This window comes from Mesorhizobium sp. M2A.F.Ca.ET.067.02.1.1 (assembly GCF_004023285.1).
GTDB lineage: Bacteria > Pseudomonadota > Alphaproteobacteria > Rhizobiales > Rhizobiaceae > Mesorhizobium.
This window is the reverse complement of sequence record NZ_RZSB01000460.1, coordinates 1-4,876: the sequence shown is the minus strand read 5'-3', so window position 1 is coordinate 4,876 and position 4,876 is coordinate 1. Positions and strand designations below refer to the sequence as shown.

Sequence of the window (4,876 nt, the reverse complement as noted above, 5' to 3'; positions counted from 1 at the left end):
GGACCAGCATCCGCATTGCGTGCTGCTGCTCGACGAGGTCGAGAAGGCGCATCCGGACCTGTTCAACATCCTGTTGCAGGTGATGGACCATGGCAAGCTGACCGACCATAACGGCAAGCAGATCGACTTCCGCAACGTGATCCTGATCATGACCACCAATGCGGGCGCGTCGGATGCGCAGCGCGCGGCGATCGGCTTCGGCTCGACCAAGCGTGAAGGCGACGATGTCGAGGCGATCAACCGGCTGTTCACGCCGGAGTTCCGCAATCGTCTCGACGCGATCATCCCGTTCGGCTCGCTGCCGGTGCCGGTGATCCATCAGGTGGTGCAGAAGTTCGTCATGCAGCTCGAGGCCCAACTCTCCGAGCGTGGCGTCACCTTCGACCTGTCGCAGGACGCGATCGCCTGGCTGGCCGACAAGGGCTATGACGAGCGCATGGGCGCGCGTCCGCTCGGCCGGGTCATCCAGGAGCACATCAAGAAGCCGCTGGCCGACGAAGTGCTGTTCGGCAAGCTGAAGAAAGGCGGCACGGTGCGCGTCACCGTCGAGAAGAAGGAAACCGGCGAGTCCGGCCTGAAGCTCGAATCGCTCGCCGACGAGTCGCCCGTGCAGCCGAAGAAGGAAGAGCCGGAAGACGCGCCGAAGCCGAAGAAGGCGGTGGCCAAGAAGCCTGCGCCCAAGAAGGCCGTGGCGCAGAAGCCGGAACCGAAGGGCAAGGACGGCAACAAGCGCAGCCTTGTGCCGCAACTGCCGCGCAAAGGCTGATCGGCCTTACCCCGAATTGCAGAAAGCCCCGGCAACGGGGCTTTTTTGTTGCAAGGAAACGTGGAAATCGGCCGGATTGTCCTTAATTTAACGGTGCGCGTGGCCGATGTCCTCCAACCGCCAACGGATTTTCCTGGATCAATGGAAAGACGATGCGCCCGTGTCGGTGCGGTCGCATCCTATGGCCGCGCATGCTATGGCCGGCACATGTCGACTTGGACCTCGGACGTCACAGCGCCTCGTTCCACTTGGTTCCTGCGTGGTGCCCGCGCGGCCTTTTCCCTGCCTGGCCTAATCCTCGTCAGCTCGTTCATTGGCTTTGCCGCCCTGGCGAAAGACGCCGGGGTCACGGTGGCGCAGGCCGCTTTCATGACCGGAACGGTGTGGGCGCTGCCATCAATGGTCGTGCTGGTGGGTGCGATCGCATCGGGAGCGGCGCTGCCGGCGGCGATGTTCGCCGTCACGTTGTCCGCCATACGTCTGATGCCGATGGTGATGGCGCTGGCACCCGAGATGCGCACCGGGAAAACCCGGCAATGCGTGCTCTACCTCCTGGCGCATTTCGTGGCCGTGACCTCCTGGGTGCTGGCCATGGAGCGCCTCAAGCGCGTCCCGCCTCAAATGCGTACGACTTACTATGCCGGCCTCGGCGGCACGCTGGTGACGACGAATGTCATCGTCGTGACCGTCGTTTATGCAGTGGCGGATGCGCTGCCGTCCGCCGTTTCGGCGGCGTTGCTGATGTTGACGCCGATGTATTTCCTGACCTCGTTGTGGGGGTCCGCACGCGAGCGGGCAGGGCATGTCGCAATGGTCCTGGGCCTCGTCCTCGGACCGGTCTTCCACATAGTGTTGCCGCAGATCGATTTGCTGGTTGCCGGACTGATCGGCGGCACGGTCGCCTGTGGCTTGCAATTGTGGCGGCGCAAGGGGCGCGCAGCGTGAGTTACTTTTCCAGCGGCGCCTGGTGGGGGCCATACATGTTCATTCTCGTCGCCGGTTTCGCCGCGACGGATATCTGGCGCTTCCTCGGCGTCTATCTTGGCGGCAAGCTTTCCGAAGATTCAGACCTGTTGGTGCTGGTTCGCACCATGGCGACGGCGCTTGTTGCCGCCGTCATCGGCAACCTGATTGTCTTTCCAGGCGGCGCGCTGGCGCACACTTCGCTTGGCTTGAGGATAGCGGCGGCGGCCCTGGGTTTCGTCGCCTATCTGGCGTCGGGAAAGCGCATGGTCGTCGGCATCGCCACAGCCGAGTTTTTGCTTCTGGCGGGACTTTATCTGAACTTTTGATTTCGCCCCATCTCAGCCCGCCAGAGCCGCCCGGATCTTGCCGGCATTCTCGGCCAGCACCTCCGGCTTTTCCATCTGTCCGGAATGCGGCTTCAACGGCACGCCCTCGAAGCGCGGAACGACGTGGACATGAAGGTGATAGACGGTCTGCCCGGAAGCCGGCTCGTTGAACTGCATGATGGTGACGCCGTCGGCGTTGAAGGCCTTTTTCACCGCCACCGCCACCTTCTGCACGACCGCGAACAGCGCGGCGAACGTTGCCGGATCGGCGTCGAGGATGTTGCGCGACGGCGCCTTCGGCACGACCAGCGTGTGGCCCGTGCCTTGCGGCATCACATCCATGAAGGCGACCACCGCGTCGTCCTCATAGACGCCGTGCGAGGGGATCTCGCCGCGCAGGATTTTCGCGAAGATGTTGCCGGGATCATAGGCTTCGGCCATGGGGTGACACTCCCAATTGCGTTCGCCGTCCGGTGTAGCGAAGCCGCCGGTGGGCGGCAAGGCGCTCAGGCGAGATCGACCGCCAAGCTGCCTTCGCTGCCCAGGATTATTCGCCGAGATCCTTGCGGAAGGGCGTGTGCTCTTCGAGATACTCGCCCATGCGTTCGACCTCGCGCCGCTCGCGCCTGAGATAATCGGCGACGGCGTTGCGTAAGCCGGGATGCGAAATGTAGTGCGCCGAATGCATGGTCACCGGACGGTAGCCGCGCGCCAGCTTGTGCTCGCCCTGCGCGCCTGCCTCCACCACCTTGAGCTTGTGCTCGATGGCGAAGTCGATGGCCTGGTGGTAGCAGACCTCGAAATGCAGGAAAGGGTGGTCCTCGATGCAGCCCCAGTTGCGGCCATAGAGCGCATCGGAACCGATGAAGTTGATGGCGCCGGCAATGTAGCGGCCATTGCGCTTGGCCATCACCAGAAGAATGTCCTCGGCCATGCGCTCGCCGATCAGCGAGAAGAACTGCCGGTTGAGATAAGGCCTGCCCCATTTGCGGCCGCCGGTATCCATGTAGAAGGCGAAGAAGTCATCCCAGGTGCTTTCGGTGATATCCTTGCCGGTCAGCCAGTCGATCGAGATGCCCTCGGCAAGCGCCTCGCGGCGCTCCTTCTTCATCGCCTTGCGCTTGCGCGAGGCAAGGGTGGCGAGGAAGTCGTCATAGGTCGAAAAGCCTTCATTGAAGAAATGGAACTGCTGGTCGGTGCGATGCAGGAACCCCGCCGCCTCCAGCGTCGCCACGTCGGGCTCGTTTGCGAAGGTGACATGCGCGGAAGAGACGCCGAGCTTGTCGGTCACGAGTTTCAACCCCTCCGCCAGGCCTGCCTTCACGGCGCCTGCGTCCTCGCCCCTGCTGACGAGCAGGCGAGGGCCGGTCACCGGCGTGAACGGCACCGAGCATTGCAGCTTGGGATAGTAGCGGCCGCCGGCGCGCTCGAAGGCGTCGGACCAGCCATGGTCGAAGACATATTCCCCCTGGCTGTGCGATTTGAGATAACAAGGGACAGCGCCGAGAAGCCCGCCTTGCGCGGTTTCAAGTCTAAGGTGATGACCTTGCCAGCCGGTGCGCCGAACAGCGCAGCCGGAATCTTCCAAGGCGCTCAGAAAAGCGAATGAAACCAGCGGGTTGTAGCCGTTTTCTTTATCGCCGCGCGTGGTCCCGGCAAAGCCGTCCCATTCCTCGCATGTGAACGCGCCGATGCCTGCCGCGACGCGGATCGCATAATCCGCGTTCGCTGCCCGTCCATCATCGTCGTCGCCTTGATCCATGGGGCTTATTTAAGCTTCGCCGGGGCAGCTACAAGTCACGTTTGAGGCACCCGGCTCAAGCGACTCTTACCAGGCCGGGTTCGAAACCCTCGAAGGTCATCTGGTCGGCATATTTGAAGGTGAGGTCGACCGCCGGCTGGTCATGCACGGTCCAGGTGATGACGGGCATCTTCAGCTTTTCACGCACGAAGCTGACGAAGGGGTTGGGCAGGTCGCCCGCGGCGTAGGAGGTGAAGGCGAGATCATGCGCGAGCATGGCGAAATGCGCCTCGATCAGCTGGTTGTCCTTGCCGTAGGCGGTCAATCCACCGGGGATGCCCGGCGCGTCCCTGGCGAAGTCGCGGATCAGCCAGTGATCGAACGACATGATGGCCACCTTGCCCTTGTAGCGCTTGAGCAGCCGGCCGACGGCTGCCACCAGGCCCGCGTCATGGCCGGGAACGCCTTTCAGTTCGACCACCAGCGGCACGCGGCCGTCGATCAGGTCGAGCGCTTCCTGCAGCGTCGGCACATGGTCCTTGGTGCCGCCGATCCTGAGCGTCGCCAGTTCGGCTGCGGTGCGTTGCCAGATGAAGCCGTCCTCGCCAATCAGGCGCTTCAGGTCGCCGTCATGGATGATCACCGGGACGCCATCCGACGAGAGATGCACGTCGCATTCGATGGCATAGCCGCGTTCGGCCGCCGCGGCGAAGGCCGACAGCGTGTTCTCCCAGCGGGTCTTGTTCATGTCGTGAAAGCCGCGATGCGCGACGGGGCGGGCAATCAGCCAGGAGAGATCGGTCATGTTGGGCATCACTCGACTTCGAAGATCGCTTCGATTTCGACCGCGGCGTTGAGCGGCAGCGTGGCGGTGCCGACGGCGGATCGGGCGTGCTTGCCACGCTCGCCGAGTGCCGCGACCAGGAAGTCGGAGGCGCCGTTGGCAACAAGATGCTGCTCGACGAAATCAGGAGCGGAGGCGACGAAGACAGTGATCTTGACCACGCGCCGGATCCTTTCGAGATCGCCGAGCGCCGCCTTGGCCTGCGCCAGGATGTTGATGGCGCAGAATTTCGC

General features: G+C 63.3%; 7 protein-coding genes. 3 read left to right on the top strand and 4 right to left on the bottom strand.

Features of this window, described 5'->3' with window-relative positions:
- The 3 genes from EOA28_RS25020 to EOA28_RS25010 all read left to right on the top strand — a co-directional run.
- Positions 1 to 766 (top strand): AAA family ATPase (locus tag EOA28_RS25020; RefSeq protein WP_148670838.1); only part of this gene is annotated, 766 nt, incomplete at its 5' end.
- Between the two features lie 207 nt (positions 767 to 973).
- Complete coding sequence (locus tag EOA28_RS25015; protein WP_128315395.1) at positions 974 to 1,711, top strand: AzlC family ABC transporter permease; 738 nt, start codon at positions 974 to 976, stop codon at positions 1,709 to 1,711.
- Complete coding sequence (locus tag EOA28_RS25010; protein ID WP_189342172.1) at positions 1,708 to 2,058, top strand: AzlD domain-containing protein; 351 nt, start codon at positions 1,708 to 1,710, stop codon at positions 2,056 to 2,058. Before EOA28_RS25015 ends, EOA28_RS25010 begins: the two co-directional genes overlap by 4 nt.
- 12 nt (positions 2,059 to 2,070) lie before the next feature.
- On the opposite strand, the gene EOA28_RS25005 is transcribed toward EOA28_RS25010, so the two are convergent.
- The 4 genes from EOA28_RS25005 to EOA28_RS24990 all read right to left on the bottom strand — a co-directional run.
- Complete coding sequence (locus tag EOA28_RS25005; RefSeq protein WP_127251495.1) at positions 2,071 to 2,499, bottom strand: HIT domain-containing protein; 429 nt, start codon at positions 2,497 to 2,499, stop codon at positions 2,071 to 2,073.
- Positions 2,500 to 2,605: 106 nt separating this feature from the next.
- The gene (locus EOA28_RS25000) at positions 2,606 to 3,820 is read right to left on the bottom strand and encodes a GNAT family N-acetyltransferase (protein ID WP_126082643.1); all 1,215 of its coding nucleotides are present in this window, start codon (positions 3,818 to 3,820) and stop codon (positions 2,606 to 2,608) included.
- A 55-nt stretch (positions 3,821 to 3,875) separates the two neighbouring features.
- Positions 3,876 to 4,604, bottom strand: coding sequence for a glycerophosphodiester phosphodiesterase (locus EOA28_RS24995; RefSeq protein ID WP_127251501.1), 729 nt, complete (start codon positions 4,602 to 4,604; stop codon positions 3,876 to 3,878).
- Positions 4,605 to 4,612: 8 nt separating this feature from the next.
- Positions 4,613 to 4,876, bottom strand: a 264-nt coding sequence (locus EOA28_RS24990) for a RidA family protein (RefSeq protein ID WP_148670837.1), incomplete at its 5' end; no start/stop codon positions are given.